Source organism: Kocuria rhizophila (assembly GCF_003667225.1).
Taxonomy (GTDB): domain Bacteria; phylum Actinomycetota; class Actinomycetes; order Actinomycetales; family Micrococcaceae; genus Kocuria; species Kocuria rhizophila.
Window position 1 is genome coordinate 1 of the sequence record NZ_RCOM01000186.1, and the last position, 407, is coordinate 407.

General features: G+C 67.3%; 1 protein-coding gene. It reads right to left on the bottom strand.

The annotated features are described in order from the left end of the window. A partial coding sequence (gene trxA, locus D9R02_RS11930) for a thioredoxin (protein WP_121566964.1) occupies positions 1 to 325 on the bottom strand: 325 nt, incomplete at its 3' end. Positions 326 to 407 lie beyond the last annotated feature (82 nt).

A 407-nucleotide genomic window follows, 5' to 3' on the forward strand; every position in this document is an offset into this window, starting at 1 on the left:
GGGTGAGGTACTCCGCGAATTCCTTCTCCAGGGCGGACTTGGGCTTGGCGCCGATGGAGGTCTTGGCCACCTCGCCGTCGGCGAAGAGGTAGACGGCCGGGATGGAGGTGATGCCGTACTGGGACGCGATCGCGGGGTTGTCGTCCACGTTGACCTTCACCACGTCCACCTGGTCCGCGTGCTCCGCGGCCAGTGCGTCGAGGACCGGGCCGAGCTGGCGGCACGGGCCGCACCACTCAGCCCAGAAGTCCACGATGGTGGGCTTAGAGTTCTCCAGGACCTCCGCCTGGAAGGTGGCGTCCGTGACGTCCTTGGCTGCGCTCATGGTGATTCCTTTCAACGGGGCCGTCCGGAGGGCTCCGAGCGGCCGTGGGGAGTGGGGATGAGGGTGATCAGCTGTCCAGCGC